The organism is Mesorhizobium sp. M0960, assembly GCF_040319055.1.
Lineage (GTDB): Bacteria > Pseudomonadota > Alphaproteobacteria > Rhizobiales > Rhizobiaceae > Mesorhizobium.
In genome coordinates, this window is the sequence record NZ_JAMYNN010000033.1 from 1 (window position 1) to 24,117 (window position 24,117).

Here is a 24,117-nt window from a genome sequence, read left to right on the forward strand (position 1 = left end):
TCAGCGACGTCTTGCCGTGGTCGACGTGACCAATCGTGCCAATGTTCACATGAGGCTTAGTGCGCTCGAATTTACCTTTTGCCATGTGATCTCTCCATTCCTGCCAGCCCGTGCGGGCCTTGAATTAAGTTACTGGTGCAACTCGTTTCGAGTTACGCGTATTTCTTCTGGACTTCCTGGGCGACCGCGGTCGGGACCGGTTCGTAATGGTCGAACTGCATCGTGTAGGCCGCGCGGCCCTGGCTCATCGAGCGAAGGTTGTCCACGTATTTGAACATGTTGGCGAGCGGCACCATCGCGTTGATGACCACCGCGACGCCACGGGCTTCCTGGCCCTGGATCTGGCCGCGACGGCCGTTCAGGTCGCCAATGACGCTGCCGACGTAATCTTCCGGCGTCACCACTTCGACCTTCATGATCGGCTCGAGCAACTGCACGCCCAACTTCGGCGCTGCTTCACGGAAGCAGGCGCGGCCGGCGATTTCGAAGGCCAGAACCGAAGAGTCCACGTCGTGGTAGGCACCATCGATCAGCGTCGCCTTGACGCCGATCATCGGGAAGCCGGCGAACGGGCCCGAGGTCATGACGCTGTTGATGCCCTTTTCGACACCGGGGATGTATTCCTTCGGCACAGCGCCGCCGACGATCTTGGTTTCGAACTCGAATTCGCTGCTTTCCGGATTCGGCTCGAACAGGATCTTGACGCGGGCGAACTGGCCGGTACCGCCGGTCTGCTTCTTGTGCGTGTAGTCCTGCTCGTGCTTGCGAGTGATCGTCTCGCGATAGGCCACCTGCGGCGCGCCGACATTGGCCTCGACCTTGAACTCGCGACGCATGCGGTCGACGATGATGTCGAGGTGAAGCTCGCCCATGCCGGAGATGATCGTCTGGCCGCTTTCCTCGTCGGTCTTGACGCGGAAGGACGGATCCTCGGCGGCCAGGCGGTGAAGGGCGAGGCCCATCTTTTCTTGGTCGTTCTTGGTCTTCGGCTCGATGGCGATCTGGATGACCGGATCGGGGAATTCCATGCGCTCGAGGATGACCGGATGCAGCGGATCACTGAGCGTGTCGCCGGTGGTCGTGTCCTTGAGACCAGCGAGGGCGACGATGTCGCCGGCAAAAGCCTCTTCGACGTCGGCGCGCGAATTCGCATGCATCTGCAGCATGCGGCCGATGCGCTCTTTCTTGCCCTTCACGGTGTTGTCGACCGAGATGCCCTTGGTGAGCTTGCCCGAATAGATGCGGGCAAAGGTGAGCGAACCGACGAACGGGTCGTTCATGATCTTGAAGGCGAGCATCGACAGCGGCTCGTTGTCGTCGGCATGACGCTCGATCTCGGCGTCGGTCTTGGCGTCGACGCCCTTGATGGCCGGGACATCGGCCGGCGACGGCAGATATTCGACGACGGCGTCGAGCAGCGGCTGCACGCCCTTGTTCTTGAAGGCCGAGCCACAGAACATCGGATAGAACTTCACCGCGATCGTGCCCTTGCGGATGAGCGCACGGATCTCGTCATTGCTCGGCATCTTGCCTTCGAGGTAATTCTCGAGCGCCGTTTCGTCCATTTCGACGGCGGCCTCGATCATCTTCTCGCGGTACTCTTCGGCACGAGCCTTGAGGTCGGCAGGGATCTCGACGATGTCCCAGGCAGCGCCCAGCGTCTCGTCGCGCCAGACCAGCGCGTTCATCTCAACGAGGTCGACGACACCCTTGAACTCGGTCTCGGCGCCGATCGGCAGCTGCATGACGACGGCATGCGCACCGAGGCGCGAACCGATCATCTCGACCGAGCGGTAGAAGTCGGCGCCGATCTTGTCCATCTTGTTGCAGAAGATCATGCGCGGCACGCGGTACTTGTCAGCCTGGCGCCAGACGGTCTCCGTCTGCGGCTCGACACCGGCATTGGCATCGAGCAGCGCGATGGCGCCGTCGAGCACGCGCAGCGAACGTTCGACCTCGATGGTGAAGTCGACGTGGCCGGGGGTGTCGATGATGTTGAAGCGATGCATCTTGCCGTCGCGACCCTTCCAGAAGGTCGTGGTGGCGGCCGACGTGATGGTGATGCCGCGCTCCTGCTCCTGCTCCATCCAATCCATGGTCGCAGCGCCGTCATGGACTTCGCCGATCTTGTGCGACTTGCCCGTGTAATAGAGGACGCGCTCGGTGGTCGTCGTCTTGCCGGCGTCGATATGCGCCATGATACCGAAATTGCGGTAGTCTTCGATTTTATATTCGCGGGCCATGGGAGGTGCCTCTTCAGTCTCGTTCGCGCTTTACCAGCGGTAGTGCGCGAAAGCGCGGTTGGCTTCTGCCATCTTGTGGGTATCTTCACGCTTCTTGACGGCGGTGCCGCGGTTGTTGGCCGCGTCCATCAGCTCGCCGGAGAGGCGGTCGACCATAGTGGTCTCGTTGCGGTTGCGGGCGGCGGCGATCAGCCAACGGATGGCCAATGCCTGACGGCGCTCGGGGCGCACGTCGACCGGAACCTGGTAGGTGGCGCCGCCGACGCGGCGCGAACGCACTTCCACATGCGGCGCGACATTGTCGAGCGCCTGATGGAAGACGGTGACCGGTTCCTGCTTGGTCTTGGACTGGACCTGGTCGAGCGCGCCGTAGACGATGGTCTCGGCAACCGACTTCTTGCCGTCATACATGACGGCGTTCATGAACTTGGTGACGATCAGATCGCCGAACTTCGGGTCCGGATTGATCTCACGCTTTTCTGCACTGTGACGACGGGACATTTTTTCTCTGCCTCAATTCTACGCGGTGGCCTGGATCCCGGATCGTCGCTTGACGCCGCCCGGAACGACCTTGGCTACGCTTCGGTCACTTCGGACGCTTGGCGCCGTATTTCGAACGGCGTTGCTTGCGGTTCTTCACGCCTTGCGTGTCGAGCACGCCGCGGATGATGTGGTAACGGACGCCCGGAAGATCCTTGACGCGACCGCCGCGGATCATCACCACCGAGTGCTCCTGAAGGTTGTGGCCTTCGCCGGGGATGTAACCGATCACTTCAAAACCATTGGTCAGGCGGATCTTGGCCACCTTGCGCAGCGCCGAGTTCGGCTTCTTCGGCGTCGTGGTGTAGACGCGCGTGCAGACGCCCCGCTTCTGCGGGTTCTGCTGCATGGCCGGGACCTTGTTGCGCTTCACCGGCGCAATGCGCGGCTTGCGGATCAGCTGGTTGACGGTAGGCATTAAACCCTCTTGTCTCTCAATTCCGTGTCTCGCCCGGTCAGGGCCGCTCAAAGCGTCATTTCCATACGCAAATTCGGGCCACAAACCGCGCCTCGCGGTCTTGCCCGAACAAATGGCAGAGGAAGCGGAAGCCGCTTCATGCACGCCGGAAATGTCTTTTCGCTCGTAAAACGAACCCTGTTTGAGGCAAACTCCAAAGCGTGTCGCTTCGGAAGCAAGAGCCTCACATCGGTTCTGACTAGGCGGCTTCTACTCGTATGGCCACTGTCCGTCAACCCCGGAGCGGCAAATATTGCGCTGAAACCGAGGCGTGGCAGCCATGCGAAAAATGCATGTAATTTTCTTGCGCCGTTTTTCAAGAGGAAGGCAGAAAGTGACCGGCTTGCGGCTGTTTCCGGGCCGTGCTTCGTGCGAAAAGGCGGCATGAACAGCCCAAACCCCCTCGCCCGGAGGTACGAACCCGTGAATGACAATGAGGAGCGCCCAGTCACCATTATTACCGGCCGGGTGTGGAAGCGCAAAGGCGGTAAGCCGGAAGGCGTGCATCTGATGCTGGTCGCGCCGGACGACGATTCTGCGGTGCGCCGTGCTCTCGAATCGCTTGCCGCGGAAGGTTATGCCGAGGCCGAGCTCGACCAGATCGGCGATATGGACGGCGTGCCCGACGACGAGCCGCATCTGTCCGCCTATCAGGGCGCGCTCGAAGGCGAAGTGTCGATCGTAACGTTCGATGTGCCGATCTGACCAGCCATGTGATTGTCGCGGTCTCGCCCTGCTTGCCCGGCATCGGTTCTCTGCTAAGAACCAAGCGCAATATCAACCTGCGGAGTCCCCATGTCCCTGAATAGCGATCCCATCAAGCTCGGCATTGTCGGCGTGGGAAAGATCGTTCGCGATCAGCACCTTCCGGCCCTGGCGAAGGACCGCGACTACCGCCTCGTCGCCGCCGCCAGCCGGCACGGCAAGGTGGACGGCATTGCGAATTTTCCCGATATCGAGGCGATGCTCGACACTGTGCCGGAGCTTGAGGCCGTATCGCTCTGCATGCCGCCGCAGTTCCGCTACGACGCGGCGCGCACGGCGCTGGCGGCGAAAAAGCATGTCTTCCTGGAAAAACCGCCCGGCGCCACGGTCAGCGAGGTCGAGGATTTGAAAGCGCTGGCGGTGGCGAACGGCGTCTGCCTGTTCGCCAGCTGGCACTCGCGCTATGCGCCGGCCGTCGAAGCAGCGCGTACATTCCTCAGCTCGACTACGATCAGGTCGGCCGCCATCAACTGGAAGGAAGACGTGCGCCGCTGGCATCCGAATCAGGAATGGATCTGGGCTCCCGGCGGCTTTGGCGTCTTCGATCCCGGCATCAACGCGCTGTCGATCGCCACCCACATCCTGCCACCGATGCTCATCAGTTCGGCAGAGCTCGATTTCCCCGAAAACCGCGCGGCCCCGATCGCCGCCCATATCGTCTTCCGTACTTCGAACGGTCTGCCGGTGACGATGGAACTCGACTGGCGCCAGACCGGGCCGCAAAGCTGGGACATCCTGGCCGATACCGAGGCCGGATCGATGGTGCTTTCTGGCGGCGGCTCAAAGCTCGCCATCGATGGCCGCGTCGTTCACGAGGAGCCGGAAGCCGAATATCCGATGCTCTACAAGCGCTTCGCCGAGATCGTGCGCGCCGGCGTTTCCGACGTCGACCTCGCGCCGCTCCAGCACGTCGCCGACGCCTTCATGCTCGGCAAGCGCAATGTGGTCGAAGCTTTTTTTGACTGACACTGACCCCGGTAGAGCGACCTTGAATGTTCCGGATCATCTTGGCTTGCGGTCCAGGAATTCTCCCGGACGAGGCGCAGAAGCAACGGGAGCCGTCCGGTGTCCTTGTTCAAGTTCGCTCATGACATGTTGAACCGCCACCTCGAGATCGGCCTGCCCCCAGCCAAGCTCGGTGATTTCTCCATATCGAATGAAATTTGAGCGGCCGAAACCACCTTCAATGTCATTGTAAGAAATCACGCTCCGGCCGATCAACGCTACGACCCAGATGCGATGATCACTCCCAGCAGGAGAGTGATGCAGCCATTCTTCCGGATCGATCTTGATCAGGTCCCAAAGCCTTCGCTGCCCAAAGCTCATACGATCTCGGCCAGTGTTGATCAATTCCCAGATGGTCGCCTCGTTCAATTGCCGATTCCTTAAAAAGCCAGCCGCCGGTGGCAGCTTCAACTGACGATCGCTATTGCAAAGCCGTCATAGCCCTTGGCGCCAACAGTCTGGATCGCGGTACCTTGCAGACGCTTGTCGCTGCCAATGAACGAGAACGCCGCGCGTGCCCCTTCGACATTGGCGTCGCGGCCATCTTCGTTCACCACCGCGCCGTCACGGATGACATTGTCGCAGACGATGACAGTCCCCGGCCTCGAAAGACGCATCGCCCAGGACAGATAGTGCTGGTTGTTCGGCTTGTCGGCGTCGATGAAGATGAAGTCGAACGGCCCGGCATTCTCGGCGCCTAACGCGGCAAGCGATTGAAGCGCCGGTCCGACCCGCAGTTCCACGCGGTCAGATACCCCTGCCCGTTCAAAGTTCGACCGCGCGACACTGGCGTGGTGCGGATCAAGCTCGAGCGTCACGACCTTGCCGTCCACGGGCAACGCTCGCGCCATCCAGATTGTCGAGTAGCCGCCCAACGTGCCGATTTCGAGTACCTTCTTCGCTCCCTGCATTCGCGCAAGAAGTGACAGCAGCTTGCCTTGTGCCGGGGAAACATCGATCGGCGGTAGGCCGTGGTCATGGTTGGCCGCCAGAACGGCATCGAGGGCGGGATCCGCCTCGAAAAGAGCCTCGACAATGTAGCCGTCGACAGAAGCCCAGATCCTCCTGCTCATCCGTTGTCCTCCGATCCGATTGGGGAACCACAATGCGAAAAGGGGCCACTTGGGCCCCTTTTCTATCTTCTCTTACTTGCGCGCTTACTGCGCGGCGGTAACCATGTCGGTCAGCATCGGCTCGGCGACCTCGACGCCGGACGCCTTGCGGCGCTCGTCGATGATCAACTCGTCGCGCGAGGTGGCGATGCGCCGGATCTGGCTCATCGTGCCGCCGGTGCCGGCCGGGATGAGCCGGCCGACGATGACGTTTTCCTTCAGCCCCTGCAGCATGTCGGTCTTGCCGGCAACCGCAGCTTCGGTCAGCACCCTCGTCGTCTCCTGGAAGGAGGCGGCGGAGATGAAGGACGGCGTCTGCAGCGAGGCCTTGGTGATGCCCAGCAGCACCGGCTGGCCTTCGGCCGGCTTCTTGCCCTCCTCGACCAGGCGCTCGTTGACCTCTTCCAGTTCGATCACGTCGACGTGGTCGCCCGGAATGTAGGTCGAATCGCCCTGCGTGGTGATCTCGACCTTCTGCAGCATCTGGCGAACGATCACCTCGATGTGCTTGTCGTTGATCGACACGCCCTGCAGGCGGTAGACCTCCTGGATCTCGTTGACGAGGTAGGAGGCAAGCGCCTCCACGCCCTTGATCGCCAGGATGTCGTGCGGCGCCGGATTGCCGTCGAGGATATAGTCGCCCTTCTCGATGACGTCGCCGTCCTGGAGATGGAACGGCTTGCCCTTCGGGATCAGGTATTCGACCGGCTCAAGCGTCGAGTCATGCGGCTCGATGATGATGCGGCGCTTGTTCTTGTAGTCGCGACCGAAGCGGATCGTGCCATCGATCTCGGCGATGATGGCGTGATCCTTCGGACGGCGTGCCTCGAACAGTTCGGCCACACGCGGCAGACCGCCGGTGATGTCCTTGGTCTTGGCGCTTTCCATCGGAATACGCGCCAGCACGTCGCCGGGGCGAACCTGTGCGCCGGGTTCGACCGAAAGAATGGCCTCGACCGAGAGCAGGAAGCGGGCGTCGCCACCCTTCGACAGCTTGCCGACCTTGCCCTTGGCATCCTGGACGACGATCGCCGGCTTGAGGTCGTTGCCGCGTGGCGTCGAACGCCAGTCGATGACCTCGCGCTTGGTGATGCCGGTCGATTCGTCGGCGGTTTCCTGAACGGAAATGCCATCGACCAGATCTTCGAACGCCACCCTGCCCTCGATTTCGGTGAGGACCGGGCGGGTATAGGGATCCCACTCGGCAATACGCTGGCCGCGCTTCACCTTGTCGCCATCGTCGACGAAGATGCGCGAACCGTAGGTGACGCGGTGCGTGGCGCGTTCCTTGCCGGCCTCGTCGAGGATCAGCACCGCCATGTTGCGACCCATGACCATCAGCTGGCCGTCGGAGTTGCGCACCACGTTGCGGTTGCGGATCTCGACCTTGCCCTCGTACGAGGCTTCAAGGAACGAGGAATCCACCACCTGCGCCGTGCCGCCCATGTGGAAGGTACGCATGGTGAGCTGGGTGCCCGGCTCGCCAATCGACTGCGCCGCGATGACGCCGACAGCCTCGCCCTGGTTGACAGGCGTGCCGCGGGCCAGATCGCGTCCGTAACAGACCGCGCAAACGCCGACCCTGACCTCGCAGGTTAGCGCCGAACGGATGCGGACAGACTGCACACCGGCCTTTTCGATCAGTTCCACGTCACGCTCGTCCATCAGCGTTCCGGCCTTGACCAGAACCTCGCCGGTGACCGGGTGAGTGATATCGTCGAGCGAGGTGCGGCCGAGAACGCGCTGACCAACCGAAGCGACGACCTGACCGGCATCGACGATCGGCTGCATGGTGAGGCCCTTGTCGGTGCCGCAGTCGAGCGAGTTGACGATGCAGTCCTGCGCCACGTCGACAAGACGACGCGTCAGGTAACCCGAGTTCGCCGTCTTCAAGGCGGTGTCGGCCAGACCCTTGCGGGCGCCGTGGGTCGAGTTGAAGTACTCGAGCACGGTCAGGCCTTCCTTGAAGTTCGAGATGATCGGCGTCTCAATGATTTCACCGCTAGGCTTGGCCATCAGGCCGCGCATGCCGGCGAGCTGGCGCATCTGGGTGGGCGAGCCGCGCGCACCGGAGTGCGACATCATGTAGATCGAGTTCATCGGCTTCTGACGGCCGTTGTCCTCGAACTCGACCGCCTTGATGCGGGCCATCATTTCGTCGGCGACCTTTTCCGAGCACTTGGCCCAGGCGTCGACGACCTTGTTGTACTTCTCGCCCTGGGTGATCAGGCCGTCATTGTACTGCTGCTCGTATTCCTTGGCCAAAGCCTCGGTGTCGGACACCAGCTTGATCTTGGCATCCGGGATCAGCATGTCGTCCTTGCCGAACGAAATGCCGGCACGGCAGGCGTGGCTGAAGCCGAGAGCCATGATGCGATCGCAGAAAATGACCGTCTCCTTCTGACCGCAATGGCGGTAGACGGTGTCGATCATCTTGGAGATGTTCTTCTTGGTCATCTCCTGGTTGGCGGTCTCGTAGGGCACGTTGACGTTCTTCGGCAGCAGCTCGCCGATGATCATGCGGCCAGGCGTGGTGTCGTGGATCTTCGATACGACCTTACCGTCGGCGTCGACCGTGCGGAAGCGCCCCTTGATCTTGGAATGCAGCGTTACCGCCTTGGTCTCGAGCGCATGCTGGAGCTCGCCCATATCGGCAAACACCATGCCCTCGCCCGGCTCGTTCTGGTTGACGATCGACAGATAGTAGAGACCGAGAACCATGTCCTGCGACGGGACGATGATCGGCGCGCCGGAAGCCGGGTGCAGGATGTTGTTGGTCGACATCATCAGCACGCGAGCCTCGAGCTGCGCTTCCAGTGACAGCGGCACGTGGACCGCCATCTGGTCGCCGTCGAAGTCGGCGTTGAAGGCCGTGCAGACCAGCGGGTGAAGCTGGATCGCCTTGCCTTCGATCAGGATCGGCTCGAACGCCTGGATGCCGAGGCGGTGCAGCGTCGGCGCGCGGTTCAACAGCACCGGATGCTCGCGGATGACCTCGTCGAGGATATCCCAGACCTCCGGACGCTCCTTTTCGACCAGCTTCTTCGCCTGCTTGACGGTCGAGGAGTAACCCTTGGCGTCGAGACGGGCGTAGATGAAGGGCTTAAACAGCTCGAGCGCCATCTTCTTCGGCAGGCCGCACTGGTGCAGCTTGAGCTCGGGACCGGTGACGATGACCGAGCGGCCGGAATAGTCGACGCGCTTGCCGAGCAGGTTCTGGCGGAACCGGCCCTGCTTGCCCTTCAACATGTCGGACAGCGACTTCAGCGGACGCTTGTTGGCGCCGGTGATGACGCGGCCGCGGCGGCCATTGTCGAACAGCGCATCGACGGCTTCCTGCAGCATGCGCTTTTCATTGCGCACGATGATGCCGGGCGCGCGCAGCTCGATCAGCCGCTTCAAGCGGTTGTTGCGGTTGATGACGCGGCGGTAGAGGTCGTTCAGATCCGACGTAGCGAAACGGCCGCCGTCCAGCGGGACAAGCGGACGCAGATCCGGCGGGATCACCGGAACCACCTTCATGATCATCCATTCCGGACGGTTGCCGGATTCCATGAAGTTCTCGACGACCTTGAGACGCTTCAGCTACTTCTTATACTTGAGCTAGGAGGTGGTCGAAGCCAGTTCCGAACGCAGATCGCCGGCGATCTTCTCGAGGTCCATGCCGGCCAGCAGGTCGTGGATCGCCTCGGCGCCGATCATGGCGGTGAAACTATCCTCGCCATATTCGTCGACGGCCATCATGTACTCTTCCTCGCTGAGCAGCTGGTGCTCCTTCAGCGCGGTGAGGCCGGGTTCGGTGACGATGTAGTTCTCGAAGTAAAGGACCCGCTCGATGTCCTTCAGGGTCATGTCGAGCAGCGTGCCGATGCGCGACGGCAGCGACTTCAGGAACCAGATGTGGGCGACCGGTGCCGCCAGCTCGATATGGCCCATGCGCTCGCGGCGGACGCGCGACAGCGTGACTTCGACGCCGCACTTCTCGCAGATGACGCCCTTGTACTTCATGCGCTTGTACTTGCCGCACAGGCACTCATAGTCCTTGATCGGACCAAAAATGCGCGCGCAGAACAGGCCGTCACGCTCCGGCTTGAAGGTGCGGTAGTTGATGGTCTCCGGCTTCTTGATCTCGCCGAATGACCAGGACAGAATCTTCTCAGGGCTGGCAAGCGAGATCCGGATGGAATCGAACACCTGCGCAGGCGCCTGGGGGTTGAAGAGATTCATGACCTCTTGGTTCATGCCGTTCTCCTTTTCGGGGTCCTCGAAAACCCCTTGCATCTAGCGCGGGCCAAACGCCCGCCGACTTGATCGGCCATCGGCCGAGAATTTGGTGCGTCCGGTCGCGGGAAGGCCGCGGCCGGACGTCTTGCTTACTCGGCCGCGTCGGGCAGCCGGATCGGGTTGTCGTCGAGCTTGGTGTTCTCCAACTCGACATTGAGGCCGAGAGACCGCATTTCCTTAACGAGAACGTTGAAGCTCTCGGGGATGCCGGCCTCGAATGTGTCGTCGCCTCTGACGATCGCCTCGTAGACCTTGGTGCGGCCGGCGACGTCATCCGACTTCACCGTCAGCATCTCCTGCAGCGTGTAGGCGGCGCCGTACGCTTCAAGCGCCCAGACCTCCATCTCGCCAAAGCGCTGGCCACCGAACTGCGCCTTGCCGCCCAGCGGCTGCTGGGTAACGAGCGAGTACGGCCCGATCGAACGCGCGTGGATCTTGTCGTCCACAAGGTGGTGAAGCTTGAGCATATATATGTAGCCCATCGTCACTTTGCGATCGAACGGTTCGCCGGTGCGTCCGTCATAGAGCTGCGACTGACCGCTGGTGTGCAGGCCCGCCTGCTCCAGCATGATGTTGATGTCGGCCTCGTGCGCGCCGTCGAACACCGGTGTCGCGATGGAGACGCCGCGGCGCATCTGCTCGCTGAGGCGAACGATGCTCTCGTCGTCATATTCGCGGACCGGCTCGTTGCGGTCATTGGCCGGCATGAAGCTCTCAAGCGTCTTGCGCAGCGGCTTGATGTCGCCCGCCGTCTTGTACGCATCGATCAGATCGCCGATCTTCTTGCCCATTCCGGCGCAAGCCCAGCCCAGATGCGTTTCCAGGATCTGGCCGACATTCATGCGGCTCGGCACACCCAGCGGGTTGAGCACGATGTCGGCATGCGTGCCGTCCTCGAGGAAAGGCATGTCCTCGACCGGAACGATCCGCGACACGACACCCTTGTTGCCGTGCCGGCCGGCCATCTTGTCGCCGGGCTGCATCTTGCGCTTCACGGCCACGAAGACCTTGACCATCTTCATGACGCCCGGAGGCATCTCGTCGCCGCGCTGCACCTTCTCGACCTTGTCCATGAAGCGCTGCTCGAGCGCCTTCTTGGAATCGTCGTACTGGCCACGCAGGGCTTCCAGTTCGCTCTGGAGCTTTTCGTTCTCCACGGCAAACTGCCACCACTGCGAACGCGGATACTCGTCGAGCGTGTCCTTCGACAGCTTCGAGCCCTTCTTGAAGCCCTTCGGCCCGGCAATCGCCTCCTTGCCGACGAGAACGTCGGAAAGGCGCGAATAGACGTTACGGTCGAGGATCGCCTGCTCGTCGTCGCGGTCCTTGGCGAGGCGTTCGATCTCCTCGCGCTCGATCGCCATGGCGCGCTCGTCCTTCTCGACACCGTGGCGGTTGAAGACGCGCACTTCGACGACGGTGCCGAAGGTTCCCGGAGGCATGCGCATGGAGGTATCGCGCACGTCCGAGGCCTTTTCACCGAAGATGGCGCGCAGCAGCTTTTCTTCCGGCGTCATCGGGCTTTCGCCCTTCGGCGTGATCTTGCCGACCAGGATGTCGCCCGGCTGCACTTCCGCACCAATGTAGACGATGCCGGCCTCATCGAGGTTCTTCAGCGCTTCTTCCGAGACGTTCGGGATATCGCGCGTGATCTCCTCCGGCCCGAGCTTGGTGTCGCGGGCCATGACTTCGAACTCCTCGATGTGGATCGAGGTGAAGACGTCGTCGGCGACGATGCGCTCGGACAAGAGGATGGAATCCTCGTAGTTGTAGCCATTCCACGGCATGAACGCGACCAGCACGTTGCGGCCGAGGGCCAGATCACCGAGCTCGGTCGACGGGCCGTCGGCGATGATGTCGCCCTTGTTGACCCGGTCGCCCATGCGCACCAGCGGACGCTGGTTGATGCAGGTGTTCTGGTTCGAACGCTGGAACTTCATCAGCCGGTAGATATCGACGCCGGACTTGCCGGGATCGAGATCTTCCGTGGCGCGGATGACGATACGCGTCGCGTCCACCTGGTCGACGATGCCGCCGCGGCGGGCGCCGATGGCGGCGCCCGAGTCACGGGCGACGATCGGCTCCATGCCGGTGCCGACGAACGGCGCTTCGGCGCGCACCAGCGGCACGGCCTGACGCTGCATGTTCGAGCCCATCAGCGCGCGGTTGGCGTCGTCGTTCTCAAGGAACGGAATCAGGGCCGCGGCCACCGACACCATCTGCTTCGGCGACACGTCCATCAGATCGACGTTTTCGCGCGGCGCCATCATCACTTCGCCGGCGTTACGGCAAATGACGAATTCGTCGACGAAATGACCATTCTTGTCGAGCTCGGCATTGGCCTGCGCGACGTGGTGCTTGGCCTCTTCCATAGCCGACAGGTAGACGACCTCATTGGTCAGCTTGCCGTTGACGATCTTGCGGTACGGGCTCTCGATGAAGCCGTATTTGTTGACACGCGCGAAGGTCGCAAGCGAGTTGATCAGGCCGATATTCGGGCCTTCCGGCGTCTCGATCGGGCAGATGCGGCCGTAATGCGTCGGGTGCACGTCGCGCACCTCGAACCCGGCACGCTCGCGGGTCAGGCCGCCCGGTCCAAGCGCCGACAGGCGGCGCTTGTGGGTGATCTCCGACAGCGGGTTGGTCTGATCCATGAACTGCGACAGCTGCGAGGAACCGAAGAACTCGCGCACGGCGGCAGCCGCCGGCTTGGCGTTGATCAGGTCCTGCGGCATCACCGTGTCGATCTCGATCGAGGACATACGTTCCTTGATCGCGCGCTCCATGCGCAGCAGGCCGACGCGGTACTGGTTCTCCATCAGCTCGCCGACCGAGCGCACGCGGCGGTTGCCGAGATTGTCGATGTCGTCGATCTCGCCCTTGCCGTCGCGCAGTTCGACCAGCGTCTTGACCACGGCCAGGATGTCGTCCTTGCGCAGCACGCGCACGGTATCCTCGGCCTTGAGTTCGAGGCGCATGTTCATCTTGACGCGGCCGACGGCAGAAAGATCATAGCGCTCGCTGTCGAAAAACAGCGAGTTGAACATGGCTTCGGCGGTCTCGAGCGTCGGCGGCTCACCGGGGCGCATGACGCGGTAGATGTCGAACAGCGCGTCCTGGCGGCTCTCGTTTTTGTCGACGTTGAGCGTGTTGCGGATATAAGCGCCGACATTGACGTGATCGATGTCGAGAACCTTGATCTCGTCATCGCCGGTGCCGAGAAGCACTTTCAGCGTCTTTTCATCGATCTCGTCGCCGGCTTCGAGGAAAATCTCGCCGGTGCCATAGTTGACGATGTCCTCGGCAAGGTAGTTGCCGAGCAGATCCTCGTCGGTCGCCTTGATCGCCTTAAGACCTTTTTCGCCAAGCGCCCTGGCCTGGCGGGCAGTGATCTTCTTGCCGGCCTCGACGACGACCTCGCCGGTGTCGGCGTCAACCAGGTCACCAACGGCCTTGAGGCCGCGGAAACGCTCGACGTTGAAGGGAATGCGCCAATGGTCGCCGGCGCGCTTGTAGGTGATTTTGTTGTAGAAGGTCGACAGGATCTCTTCGCCGTCCATGCCGAGCGCCATCAGCAGCGACGTCACCGGAATCTTGCGGCGGCGGTCGATACGGGCGTGCACGACGTCCTTGCTATCGAACTCGATGTCGAGCCACGAGCCGCGATAGGGAATGACGCGCGCGGCAAACAGAAGCTTGCCGGACGAATGCGACTTGCCCTTGTCATGGTCGAAGAAGACGCCCGGCGAACGGTGCATCTGCGAGACGATGACGCGCTCGGTGCCGTTGACGATGAAGGTGCCGTTCAAGGTCATGAGCGGCATGTCGCCCATGTAGACGTCCTGCTCCTTGATGTCCTTGATCGACTTCGCGCCGGTATCCTCGTCGATATCGAACACGATGAGGCGCAGCGTCACCTTGAGCGGCGCCGCATAGGTCAGGTCGCGCTGGCGGCATTCGTCAACGTCGAATTTGGGTCCTTCGAACTCGTACTTCACGAATTCCAGCATCGAGGAGCCGGAAAAATCGGAAATCGGGAAGACCGACTTGAAAACTGCCTGCAGCCCCTCGTCAGGACGCCCACCGTTGGGCTCCTCCACCATCAGGAACTGGTCATAGGATGCCTTCTGAACCTCGATCAGGTTCGGCATCTCCGCAACTTCCGGGATCTTTCCGAAAAATTTGCGTACGCGTCTGCGGCCATTGAAAGTCTGGGTCTGGGCCATCGTCGCTCCTTAGCTCAATTCTCGGGACGAGCCTCGCCGCGGCTCGCCTTGCATCTCGGGCCACCTCGGCGGCCCTGTCTTGTTGCCCGCCGCCTGTCGGCGGCTTCTTGTCTTTTCACCCACCACCAATTGGCGGTGGGCCAGAAACGGGAGAAAACCCGTTTCCTGAAGGCCGGTTTGCGGCCCTCAGGAAAGAGGTTTTCGCACTCTTCGCGCCATGAGCCTCCCCTCGACGTGAAGGGAGTGGCGGCCGGCGCGCCGCCGGCCGCCGGTACTCAACGCTTACTTCAGTTCGACCTTGGCGCCGGCTGCTTCCAGCTGGGCCTTGAACTTGTCCGCGTCGGCCTTGGAAACGGCTTCCTTGACCGGCTTCGGAGCCGCCTCGACCAGGTCCTTGGCTTCCTTGAGGCCAAGACCGGTGATGGCGCGAACTTCCTTGATGACGTTGATCTTCTGAGCGCCTGCTTCGGTGAGGACGACGTCGAATTCCGTCTTTTCCTCGACCGGAGCAGCAGCGGCCGCGGCGCCGCCAGCAGCGGCAACCGCCACCGGAGCAGCGGCGGAAACGCCCCACTTTTCTTCAAGAAGCTTCGACAGCTCGGCCGCCTCGAGGACGGTCAGCTTCGAAAGGTCGTCTACGATCTTTGCCAGATCAGCCATTGCAATGTTCCTTCATAAGGTTCGAACGTGTGTTTGTGATAGCGAGGAACGGCCTCATGCCGCCTCGTCCTTCCGGGCGTAAGCGCCGATGACGCGCGCGACCGAAGCCGCAGGCGCATTGACGATCTGGGCGATCCGGGTTGCCGGCGTGGCGATCATGCCAACCAGCCTGGCGCGCAGCTCATCGAGCGACGGAAGTGTGGCGAGTGCCTTCACACCGTCGGCGTTGAGCGAGGTGGTGCCCATTGCGCCGCCGAGAATGACGAGCTTGTCATTTCCCTTGGCGAAATCGGACGCGACCTTCGGCGCCGCAATCGGATCCTCCGAATAGGCGATCAGCGTCTGTCCCTTGAACAGCTCGATGATCGATGCGGAGTCCGTGCCCTGAAGAGCGATTTTGGCGAGACGGTTCTTCGCGACTTTGACGGTGCCACCGGCGGCGCGCATTTTCGACCGAAGGTCGTTCATTTGCGCGACGGTGATACCGGCGTAGTGGGCCACGACGACTGAACCAGCGCTTGAGAACGCATCATTCAGGCCCGTGACGAGTTCGCGTTTTTCCGCTCTGTCCACTGCCTATCTCCAGTTGACCCCTGCCCTCTACGAAGGACAGGCGTCGGGTTGCCTTTTGCCGGCCGGGCCATCCAGTAACGGATCTCCCGAACGACGCTCGAGGATCCTGCCCCCTTTCGCCACACCTGCCGGCAAGCCGGACGGTGCGCAGACAAAAGGCAAACACGGTTCGAACCTTTCATTGGAGCGTTCGCTCCTTTGTCCGGTCTTCACCCGTCTCATGCAGGCCCACATGAATTAAGGCCCACATCACCTAAGGCTTGGGGGCCGCCTGCAATCTCGGACAGGATGTCCGGAAGCCTTTCGACTTCCGGTACCGGGCCGCCGACAGGTCGGAGGCCCGGAATTCTTTCACGGATCAGCGTCTTAGCGGCCGATCCAATTGTTCGTATCAGGACGCTGCGAGCGTCGAGACGTCGAGCTTGAGGCCCGGGCCCATCGTCGAGGTGACCGACACCTTCTTGACGTAATTGCCCTTGGCACCAGCCGGCTTTGCCCTGGTCACCGCATCGGCGAAGGCGCGGACGTTCTCTTCCAGCGCCTTGACGTCGAACGAGACCTTGCCGACGCCGGCATGAACGATGCCGGCCTTCTCGACGCGGAACTCGACGGCGCCGCCCTTCGATGCCTTCACGGCGGCGGCCACGTCGGTGGTGACGGTGCCGACCTTCGGGTTCGGCATCATGCCGCGCGGGCCGAGCACCTTGCCGAGACGGCCGACCAGCGGCATCATGTCCGGCGTGGCGATGCAGCGGTCGAAGTCGATCGTGCCCTTCTGGACGATGTCGACCAGATCCTCGGCTCCGACGATGTCGGCGCCGGCGGCCTTGGCCTCCTCGGCCTTGTCACCGCGCGCGAACACGGCAACGCGAACGCTGCGGCCGGTGCCGTTCGGCAGGTTGACCACGCCGCGGACCATCTGGTCGGCATGGCGGGGGTCGACGCCGAGGTTCATCGCGACTTCGATGGTCTCGTCGAACTTCACCGAGGAGCGATCCTTGAGCAGCTTCAGCGCCTCACCCAAAGCGTAAGCCTTGTTGGGATCGATGCCTTCGCGGGTCTGCGATACACGCTTTGCAATCTTTGCCATGATCTCAGCCCACCACTTCCAGACCCATCGAGCGGGCGGAGCCCTCGACCATGCGCATGGCCGCCTCGACGTCGTTTGCGTTCAGATCCTTCATCTTCTGCTCGGCGATGGCGCGCACCTTGTCGCGGCCGATCGTGCCGGCCTTGACCTTGCCCGGCTCCTTCGAGCCCGACTTCAGGTTCGCGGCCTTCTTCAGGAAGTAGCTCACCGGCGGCGTCTTCATGACGAAGGTGAACGACTTGTCCTGGTAGTAGGTGATGACGACCGGAACCGGCGAGCCCTTTTCCATTTCCTGGGTCTGCGCGTTGAACGCCTTGCAGAACTCCATGATGTTGATGCCACGCTGACCAAGCGCCGGGCCGATCGGGGGCGACGGCGTCGCCGATCCCGCGGAAACCTGGAGCTTGAGCTGGCCTGCAATTTTCTTAGCCATCTCTCTTCCTGCCTTTTCTCATGCCGGTCTTGCCGGCGGTTGCAGTCTGGTGGTGCGGTCCGCGCGGCCGGCTAAAGCCGCATTCGCCTCCCACCCGTTTTGGCCGCGCGATCTCCGCGCCGCCTTCCCTGCCGCCGAAACCGGTGCAGGGATTTCGGATCAGCCCTTCTCGACCTGTCCGAATTCCAGATCGACCGGCACGGCGCGCCCGAAGATCGATACTTCCACCTTGAGCCGCGCCCGCTCCTCGTCCACTTCCTGGACGAAACCGTTGAACGACGCGAATGGTCCATCCGAAACGCGGATCGCTTCGCCGATCTCGAACGTCACCGACGGCTTCGGCCGCTCGACGCCTTCCTGAACCTGGTTCAGGATACGCTGGGCTTCGGCTTCGGTGATCGGCACCGGCTTGGAGTCGCCCAGGAACCCGGTGACCTTCGGCGTGTTCTTGACGAGCGAGAACACGGCATCGGTCAGATTGGCCTTCAACAGCACATAGCCCGGAAAGAACTTGCGCTCGGCATCGACCTTGCGGCCGCGGCGGATCTCGACGACCTTCTCGGTCGGCACCACGATCTGCTCGATGTCGGCGGACAGGCCCTTCTGCTTGGCCTTGTTCTCGATGTCCTCGGCGACCTTCTTTTCAAAGTTCGAGTAGGCGTGGACGATGTACCACCGCGCGGTCATTTTAAGACTTCTCCGTAATCGCCGGACTTACTGTCCGAGGCCGAGGATTTTTTCGACCGCAAAGCCCATGGCCACGTCTGCGGTAAAGAAAAAGATCATCGCGATGACCGCGAACACAAGGACCATCACCGTCGAGATCACCGTTTCGCGCCGCGACGGCCAAGTGACCTTGGCAGTCTCCGCGCGAACCTGCTGGAGAAAGGTGAAAGGATTTGTGGTTTTCGAAGCCATATGCCGCTCTGTCTGCAAGACCCGTTGGCCGGGTCTCCTGGATGATCCCGCTGGCCGGGACGTGCCGCTTGAGCGTGCGTTCGCGCCGAATCAGCGCAATCATTTCGCCCATGCAAATCAGACGCGTAAAGCCGGCTTCCCAGCTCCACGCGTCGCGTGTCTGTTTCGTCTACATAAAACCGATTCTTGATCCACGCAAGTGGCAAGTGTCCGCTTTATGACCAAACGCCGCCTCGGAACCATCCAGTCGTCCCGTCCCGGCTATGCGGCCCTTATGCCGCAACTTATGCTATATGGCAAGTCACAAGCCGGTTTTCAAAGGCTGCGCTGCAAAAGAATCGTTTTTTAGGTATCCATTCGTAGGAATGGCACGGGCAGCAGGGCTCGAACCTACGACCTGCGGTTTTGGAGACCGCCGCTCTACCAACTGAGCTATGCCCGTATGCGCATGTCGGCGCAGCAGGCGCTTCCTAAAAGCTTCCGCGCGCTCTGTAAAGAGCGGTGTGCGCTGCCCAGCCTTCATCTTCGAAAGTCGAGGCGTCCTCCCGGCCATTTCCCGTCGATCCGTTGATTGCTGACGACCAAACCGACCCAGGGACGCACGATTTTTGGGTCGGTCAGATTGATATATTTTCCAACCAGCCCTTTCGCACTGACGCGCCGCGCGTCGATGAGCCCCTTGCGCACGCCATCATGCCAATCGAACAGTAGGTAAACTCTCTCTCCCGCGGTCTTCAGCTCGCCCCGGCCAGACTTCCATTTACCCTTGCTATCGCCTGGAATCGTGGGGTCGGCACCGCCGTTCCATCGGCTGGACCACCTGCCTTCGATGGTGTCGTTGCGGTCGCGGTCGCTTTCGGTGCCCCAGGCTTCGGCGTTTTCATCGCTTGCAGCTCCCTCCAGTTTTACGCCGGCGGCGAACGCCGACACCTCCTCGTCGTCGGGAGTGGGGACATCCATGACACCGAACGGGTTTCGGGTTCCGCGGTTGCCGTCAAAGGTGCTGCCTGAATTTTTCTTGCCTTCCGATCTCATCGCAAAGTCTCCGGTTTTTAGTGAGGCCCCGCCAGTCGACGGCGACTTTAAACCGTTAGCCTGGAGGACCGAGACCTCCATAGCCACCCGTTTTCCTGGCCGGCAGGGTTTTCGACCGATTCGCGCCCGGTCAGTTTCCCGAAGGCGGCTTGTAGGGGCCGCCCGGCACGCCCCAACCCCAGACCGGCATTGGTTCCGTCTCGGGATCGCAGGTCGGACCTTTGTTGGAGTTCATCTTGGCCAGCCGCGATCCCCATTCGATATAGGCCATGAAGGCCGAGCGGAATTCGGGATCGTCAGGCAGCCCGATCTCGTCGGCGGCGTCGGCGAGGAGATTGATCCAGCGCCGGCGCTGCTCCTCCGTCAGATGCTTGCCGAGGTGATGCATCACCATTTCGCGATGGCCGCCATGCTTTTCGCTGTAGGTTTTCGGTCCACCGAAAACTTCGCCGATGAAGGCCGCGACGTGGGCCGGATGGTCCGCCGACATATGCTTGAACACCGGCCCGACAATGGGATCCCGAGAGACGTTGTCGTAGAAGGTCTGGGTCAGGCGGTTCAGCGCTTCGGTGCCGCCGGCCCATTCGAACAATGTCGGGACGTCCTGGCTCATTTGCGATCCCTCGCCTGGCTGGTCTTCTACCACGCCGGACGATAGCGGAAACATCCAGCATCGCTCAACCTGTCTCGATGGCCAGCTTCCGAAACCGACGCGCCCCTACAATTTGGCGGGCGCCTCGGCCTGCGCATTGGGCGAGAGCACCACGCGGCAATTGTCAGGCTTCGGCACCGATCTGCACAGGGTGGCACCGGTCAGCTCGTCCACTGATTGCGGCCCAGTCGTCAGTCCGGCCCTCAGCATCACGTCAGGTTCGAGCTGACGCTCGACCGAAATGCGCTGAAGCGTCATGAACAGATCACGGTTGATTGCCATCTCGTCAAGGTAAGCCTTGATCAGCTGGGCTTGTCCCATCAGGTAAAGGCTGAGTAGCGCCCGTGGACCGACAAGCCGCCTGACGCCCCCAGCCAGCATCAGCGCGCAGGCCGAATCGCAGTCGCCTTTCGCATCGCTGGCCACTCCGGCATAGGCGCCATCTTTGGCCAAGCAATTCCACTCTTCCGGGTCGCAGCCAACGAAATCGGTACGGGCAACGGCGACGTCGAGCTTCTTTTCACGGATAAGTCGCCCCATCGCCAGAGCGCTGAACAAGTCGCCGCCTCGCGAGCTCACCACTATAGGCAGCCGCCGGCTGCCAAGCGTAGCGAGCAACTGGCCCAGCTTCTGCGGGGTTTGGCTCGTGATTACGCCTTGTGCCGAGATCCATTCCGGGCAGTCGGGATTGCAGGACGAATTGCTGCGGCGAACCACAACGAAGCGCATCTCGGGTGCCCCGTTCCCCGGCACTGCCACGAGCGGCCGAGCCCACATCCATTCCGGGCAGTGGGGCTCGCACATCGGATCGCTGCCGCGAACGAGTATGAAGCCCTTGTCCGGCGCCTCGTTTCCTGGCACTGCCTCGACCGGCTGAGCAGGTGCCTCCTTGGCCAGCTGAGAAAGTGGGACTTAAGCCGGCTGAGACGGTCCGGCCTTCGCTTCGATTGCTGCCACCTTGGCCGGCTTGGCATTCGCAGGGACCTCCCTGCAGTTCGGCGGCGCAGGACTCCGCTGGCATATGCCCGCCTGCGTAAGTATGTCGAGGGAGTCCCTGCTGGTGATCAGCTTCATCGTCAGCATGTCGTCGAGGGCGATCTGCCGGATGTCGCTGGCGGGCGTGGCCTTCATTCTGTCGATTACGCCCCGTCCGACACCCATGTCCCTGAGATAGGCCGAAAGTTTCCGCTCAAGCGCCTTGCTCATCTCATAGGTCTTGTAGCCGGCATTGTCTTGAGTGATGGTTTCTGTGGTGATCCTATATTTTTTGCCCCGCACAACTCGATAGGTGGTTCGATAGTGCCGTGTTGTGCGGAAATAGGTCGTAGTGATCTGATGGACGCCTAGATAGGCCCAACCGCCGACCACGCGTCCGACGCCTCCGGCAAACATCAGCGGACATGCGGAGTTGCACATGGCACCCCCGTCAGACGCAATGCCGAAATATGCTGCGCCCTTGCCGTCATTGGCCCGGCAATCTTTCATCCCGGGCCAACAATCGGAAAACTTGGTCGTACCGACGGCGATATCGAGCTTGTTTTTGCGGATTATTCGACCAAGCTGGAGCGCAGCATCGACATTGCCGCCCGGGGAATTGACGATGATGGGCAGTTTGCGGCGGCCGAGCGTCTTCAATATGCGCTTGAGCTGCGCTGGCGTGCCCGCTTCGATGGCGCCTTCTGCCGAAATCCATTCCGGACAGTTAGACTCGCAGCCGGTCGCGTTGCTGCGCACGACGACGAATCGCATCGGCGAGAGATCATCGGATAATAGCTTCGGATCGGTCCAAGTCGTCGGATCGGACCATTTCGGGAAGACATCCTCGGCCTTTGCGGCGAAGGCAGCCATCGCCATGGCAATAACCAGCAGCCCGCGCCACCACCTTGCCACGCTATCTAAACGGCGTCCCGAAACCACGCTTGGCAAAAGCCCCCTTGATGCAACCTATAATAGTTGCGGCAATGGTGGTTGCAATAGCTTTGAAACACCCGCGCAAGATTGTTCTGCCTCGAGTCAGTAAGCGAAAAAGGCGGCCCGAAGACCGCCCTTTCGCATCCGATCTCGACCGGCAATGCCGGCGCCGATCACTCTATAATGGTGACGACGACGTCAGCACCGATGGTGCGGCCGCCTTCACGGATGGCGAAGCGCAGCTTCTCGTCCATGGCGATCGGCACGATCAGCTCGCAGCTATCAAGCCCGCCTTACGATTTGACCGGCGTGCTGGCCTGAGCCTTGGCGCCCGAGGCTTCGCGGCAGTTCTCGGGCTGTGGCTCCGATCTGCAGATGCCGGGGCCTGTCAATTCGTCTGCCGATTGATGCCCGGTTGTCAGCCCGTATTTCAGCATCCTGTCGAGTTCGAGCTGCCGTTCGACTGAATTCAGCTGAATTGCGGCAAACAGACCGGGGCCGATGGCCATGTCCTCGAGATAGGCCTTGACCTTTTGCTCCTGCCCTACCGAATGCACGCTCAGCTGTGCGCGCGGGCCGACGAGGCGTTTGACACCGCCGGCGAGCATGATCGGACAGGCCGAGCCGCACGCGCCGCCGGCATCGACCGTCAGTCCGTTATAGACGCCGTCTTCGGCCGTGCAGTCGGCCTGCCGCGGTTCGCAGCCAATGAAATCCGTCCGCGCCACGGTGACGTCGAGCTTGCGTTCGCGGATCAGCCTTCCGGCCGCCAAAGCACCGAGCACATCACCACCCGGCGAGTTGATGACGATGGGCAGACGCCGGTCGCCGACGCCGTCCAGCAGTTGGCGCAGTTTTTCGGGCGTGTCGGCGGTAATTGTGCCTTCGGCCGAGATCCATTCCGGGCAGTTGGGATTGCAAAGCGGATTGCTGCCGCGGACCAGGACGAAGCGCATGTCTGCGGCCTCCTTCGGCCGCGTGGTTTCGTGCCCTGCGGGTGCAGGCTCGGCGTTCGCCACCACTTCGCCGGCCGGCTTCGCGACATTCGCCGGCGCCGGCAGCTCCCTACAACTCGCCGGCAACGGATCGGATTTGCATAGGGTTGGCGCGGTCAGCAGGTCGACGGCATCCAAGCTGGTGACGAGATTCATTTGCAGCATGTCGTAGGGAACCAGTTGCTGGATGCTGCTGGCCGGCGTGCCTTTCATGGTCTCGAGCACGCCCAGGCCGACGCCCATCTCCTTCAGATAGGCCGCCAGCTTCCGCTCCAGCGGCTTGTTCATCTCGTAGGTCTTGTAGCTGCCGGCGTTCTTCCGGCTGACGACCTTGGTGCTGAGGATCTTCTTCTTACCCTTCACCACGCGGTAGGTGGTGCGGTACAGCAATTTCGTCCGGATATAGGTCGTGGTGATCTGATGGACGCCGAGAAAGGCCCATTCCCCGACCACGCGCCGGATGCCACCGGAAAACATCAACGGACAGGCGGAATTGCAGATGGCGCCGTCGGCATAGGCATTGCCGAAATAACGGGCGCCCTTGCCGTCCTTTTCCTTGCAGTTTTTCACATCTGGCAGACAGCCGACGAACCGGGTTTTGCCGACGGCGATATCGAGCTTGTTCTTGCGGATCAGGCGACCAAGTGTCAGCGCCGCTTCGACATTGCCGCCGGGGGAATCGACGACGATCGGCAGCTTTCGGCCGCCAAGCGCCTTCAGCGTGCGTTTGAACAGGGCCGGCGTGCCGGCTTCTATCGAGCCTTCCGCCGATATCCATTCCGGACAGGTCGGCTCGCAGCCCGGCGCGCTGCTGCGGACGACAACGAACCGCATCGTCGGGCCGAGATCCGGCGTGGATTTTTCCGGCGTGGATTTCTTGGCATCGGCTGCGAAGGCAGCGTGGCCCAAGGCGAGCAACGACACCAGGCAGATCAGCCCTAACGACCACAATGCCTGACTATGCAAACGGCGCCATGGAACCATTCGGGCAGCCCCCTCGATGCAACCTATACTAGTTACGGCAGAGGCGCTTGCAACAGGATTTGAAGCAAGGCGGTTAATCTATTCGAATCAAAAAGGCGGCCCGAAGACCGCCCTTTCGCATTCGATCTCGACCGGCAACGCCGGCGTTGATTACTCTTTGATGGTGACGACGATGCCGGCACCGACGGTGCGGCCGCCTTCACGGATGGCGAAGCGCAGCTTCTCTTCCATGGC

Annotated in this window: 18 protein-coding genes, 1 tRNA gene and 4 pseudogenes; 2 read left to right on the forward strand and 21 right to left on the reverse strand. The window is 61.8% G+C overall.

The window, feature by feature from the left end:
• From NKH63_RS30195 to rpsL, 4 genes and pseudogenes are all read right to left on the reverse strand, one after another.
• Positions 1 to 85 (reverse strand): annotated as a pseudogene (locus NKH63_RS30195) (GTP-binding protein); the annotation flags it as partial.
• Positions 86 to 152: 67 nt separating this feature from the next.
• Entirely contained in the window at positions 153 to 2,243 is a 2,091-nt protein-coding gene (gene fusA / locus NKH63_RS30200) for an elongation factor G (protein ID WP_023680448.1), read from the reverse strand.
• Between the two features lie 30 nt (positions 2,244 to 2,273).
• Entirely contained in the window at positions 2,274 to 2,744 is a 471-nt protein-coding gene (gene rpsG / locus NKH63_RS30205; protein ID WP_008875664.1) for a 30S ribosomal protein S7, read from the reverse strand.
• A gap of 85 nt (positions 2,745 to 2,829) precedes the next feature.
• Positions 2,830 to 3,201, reverse strand: coding sequence for a 30S ribosomal protein S12 (gene rpsL / locus NKH63_RS30210; RefSeq protein WP_006333356.1), 372 nt, complete (start codon positions 3,199 to 3,201; stop codon positions 2,830 to 2,832).
• Between the two features lie 462 nt (positions 3,202 to 3,663).
• Between rpsL and NKH63_RS30215 the strand changes: the two genes are divergently transcribed.
• Both NKH63_RS30215 and NKH63_RS30220 read left to right on the forward strand, forming a co-directional pair.
• Entirely contained in the window at positions 3,664 to 3,945 is a 282-nt protein-coding gene (locus NKH63_RS30215; RefSeq protein ID WP_023721675.1) for a transcriptional regulator, read from the forward strand.
• A 90-nt stretch (positions 3,946 to 4,035) separates the two neighbouring features.
• Entirely contained in the window at positions 4,036 to 4,971 is a 936-nt protein-coding gene (locus NKH63_RS30220; RefSeq protein ID WP_023721674.1) for a Gfo/Idh/MocA family protein, read from the forward strand.
• 36 nt (positions 4,972 to 5,007) lie between these two features.
• Here NKH63_RS30220 and NKH63_RS30225 read toward each other — a convergent pair whose 3' ends face one another.
• The 17 genes and pseudogenes from NKH63_RS30225 to NKH63_RS30305 all read right to left on the reverse strand — a co-directional run.
• Entirely contained in the window at positions 5,008 to 5,379 is a 372-nt protein-coding gene (locus NKH63_RS30225; protein WP_023721673.1) for a hypothetical protein, read from the reverse strand.
• Positions 5,380 to 5,417: 38 nt separating this feature from the next.
• On the reverse strand, positions 5,418 to 6,083 hold the full coding sequence (locus NKH63_RS30230; RefSeq protein ID WP_023721672.1) for an O-methyltransferase: 666 nt from the start codon (positions 6,081 to 6,083) through the stop codon (positions 5,418 to 5,420).
• An 84-nt stretch (positions 6,084 to 6,167) separates the two neighbouring features.
• Positions 6,168 to 10,364 (reverse strand): annotated as a pseudogene (gene rpoC / locus NKH63_RS30235) (DNA-directed RNA polymerase subunit beta').
• 131 nt (positions 10,365 to 10,495) lie between these two features.
• Positions 10,496 to 14,632: a DNA-directed RNA polymerase subunit beta gene (rpoB, locus tag NKH63_RS30240; RefSeq protein ID WP_023721670.1), complete on the reverse strand. Its 4,137-nt coding sequence runs from the start codon at positions 14,630 to 14,632 to the stop codon at positions 10,496 to 10,498.
• Positions 14,633 to 14,914: 282 nt separating this feature from the next.
• Positions 14,915 to 15,292 carry a 50S ribosomal protein L7/L12 gene (gene rplL, locus NKH63_RS30245; protein WP_023680442.1) on the reverse strand — a complete coding sequence of 126 codons (378 nt, stop codon included), beginning with the start codon at positions 15,290 to 15,292 and terminating at the stop codon, positions 14,915 to 14,917.
• 54 nt (positions 15,293 to 15,346) lie between these two features.
• Positions 15,347 to 15,865, reverse strand: a complete 519-nt coding sequence (gene rplJ, locus NKH63_RS30250; RefSeq protein ID WP_008875657.1) for a 50S ribosomal protein L10 — start codon at positions 15,863 to 15,865, stop codon at positions 15,347 to 15,349.
• Positions 15,866 to 16,256: 391 nt separating this feature from the next.
• Complete coding sequence (gene rplA, locus NKH63_RS30255; protein WP_352485033.1) at positions 16,257 to 16,955, reverse strand: 50S ribosomal protein L1; 699 nt, start codon at positions 16,953 to 16,955, stop codon at positions 16,257 to 16,259.
• A gap of 4 nt (positions 16,956 to 16,959) precedes the next feature.
• Positions 16,960 to 17,388: a 50S ribosomal protein L11 gene (gene rplK, locus NKH63_RS30260; protein ID WP_023680440.1), complete on the reverse strand. Its 429-nt coding sequence runs from the start codon at positions 17,386 to 17,388 to the stop codon at positions 16,960 to 16,962.
• Between the two features lie 159 nt (positions 17,389 to 17,547).
• Complete coding sequence (gene nusG / locus NKH63_RS30265) at positions 17,548 to 18,075, reverse strand: transcription termination/antitermination protein NusG (protein WP_006333333.1); 528 nt, start codon at positions 18,073 to 18,075, stop codon at positions 17,548 to 17,550.
• 27 nt (positions 18,076 to 18,102) lie between these two features.
• Entirely contained in the window at positions 18,103 to 18,306 is a 204-nt protein-coding gene (gene secE, locus NKH63_RS30270) for a preprotein translocase subunit SecE (protein ID WP_023721668.1), read from the reverse strand.
• Positions 18,307 to 18,672: 366 nt separating this feature from the next.
• A tRNA-Trp gene (locus NKH63_RS30275) sits at positions 18,673 to 18,748 on the reverse strand.
• A gap of 77 nt (positions 18,749 to 18,825) precedes the next feature.
• Positions 18,826 to 19,341, reverse strand: a complete 516-nt coding sequence (locus NKH63_RS30280) for a hypothetical protein (RefSeq protein ID WP_352485035.1) — start codon at positions 19,339 to 19,341, stop codon at positions 18,826 to 18,828.
• A gap of 130 nt (positions 19,342 to 19,471) precedes the next feature.
• The gene (locus NKH63_RS30285) at positions 19,472 to 19,954 is read right to left on the reverse strand and encodes a group II truncated hemoglobin (protein WP_352485036.1); all 483 of its coding nucleotides are present in this window, start codon (positions 19,952 to 19,954) and stop codon (positions 19,472 to 19,474) included.
• A gap of 105 nt (positions 19,955 to 20,059) precedes the next feature.
• A pseudogene (locus tag NKH63_RS30290) lies at positions 20,060 to 21,742 on the reverse strand (COG3904 family protein).
• Between the two features lie 335 nt (positions 21,743 to 22,077).
• A pseudogene (locus NKH63_RS30295) lies at positions 22,078 to 22,176 on the reverse strand (EF-Tu C-terminal domain-related protein); the annotation flags it as partial.
• A gap of 21 nt (positions 22,177 to 22,197) precedes the next feature.
• Entirely contained in the window at positions 22,198 to 23,883 is a 1,686-nt protein-coding gene (locus NKH63_RS30300) for a COG3904 family protein (protein ID WP_352485039.1), read from the reverse strand.
• Positions 23,884 to 24,033: 150 nt separating this feature from the next.
• Positions 24,034 to 24,117, reverse strand: an 84-nt coding sequence (locus tag NKH63_RS30305) for an EF-Tu C-terminal domain-related protein (RefSeq protein ID WP_455749504.1), incomplete at its 5' end; no start/stop codon positions are given.